The organism is Carboxydocella sp. ULO1, assembly GCF_002049255.1.
Classification (GTDB): domain Bacteria; phylum Bacillota.
In genome coordinates this window covers 1-1112 of the sequence record NZ_BDLQ01000131.1, presented here as the reverse complement: position 1 = coordinate 1112, position 1112 = coordinate 1, and the positions used below count along the sequence as shown (strand labels likewise).

Here is a 1112-nt window from a genome sequence, read left to right as displayed (position 1 = left end):
TCATAGTAGCCAGTATTGACGTCAAACTGGTGAAGGGCCGAACACGAAGCGAGGGATGGACTTGGCACGTTCGAGAGATACACAAAGACAGCAGAAAACCCCATATGGGGCCTGCCATGGGGAGGAAGCGGTGAATCCGCAGGGGACCCATGGAGGGCCGAGTGTAACTCCGGCACAACCCGAGAGCCCATCCCGCGAAAGTGATGATAATGACCTGATGGAGAAGGTGGTAGCCAGGCAGAATATGCTGGCAGCTCTAAGACGGGTGGAGGAGAACAAAGGTGCTCCAGGAATCGACCAGGTCACGGTAAAAGACCTCCGGAACTATGCAAGGGAGCACTGGGACAGAATCAGGGAAGAACTTCTCACGGGAACCTATAAGCTGCAACCGGTACGCCGGGTTGAAAACCCGAAACCTGGCGGCGGAACAAGGCTATTAGGAATCCCAACCGTCATAGACCGCCTAATCCAGCAGGCGCTCCTGCAAGTGCTTACTCCCATCTTTGATCCGGAGTTTTCCCCGTACAGCTACGGGTTTAGACCCGGACGCAGGGGACATGATGCGGTCAGACAGGCAAGGACGTACGCAGAGTAAGGATACACCTGGGTGGTAGACATGGACCTGGAGAAATTTTTCGACCGGGTAAACCATGACATCTTAATGGCCCGTGTTGCCCGCAAAGTGAGAGACAAGCGGGTACTAAGACTTATCCGCCGCTATCTTCAGGCCGGAGTAATGGTCAACGGAGTAGTAATGGACACCGAAGAAGGCACTCCCCAGGGAGGGCCATTGAATCCATTGCTGGCTAACATAATGCTGGATGACCTGGACCGGGAACTGGAAAGACGAGGACACAGATTCGTGCGTTATGCGGACGACTGTAACATCTACGTCCGAAGTCAGCGAGCCGGAGAGCGGGTGTTTGAGAGCATTAAATCCTTCCTGGAGGACAAGTTAAAACTCAAAGTAAATGAGACAAAGAGTGCGGTAGATAGGCCGTGGAAGCGGAAGTTTCTGGGCTTCAGCATGTACAGAGGGAAAGACAGAGTAGGAATCAGATTAGCCCCGGAAACAGTTAAACGGGTAAAGAATAGACTTCGGGAAATGACAT

1 pseudogene is annotated in these 1112 nt (G+C 52.9%); it reads left to right on the top strand.

Annotation, left to right across the window (positions count from 1 at the left end):
* Positions 1–217: 217 nt before the first annotated feature.
* Positions 218–1112 (top strand): annotated as a pseudogene (gene ltrA / locus ULO1_RS13420) (group II intron reverse transcriptase/maturase); the annotation flags it as partial.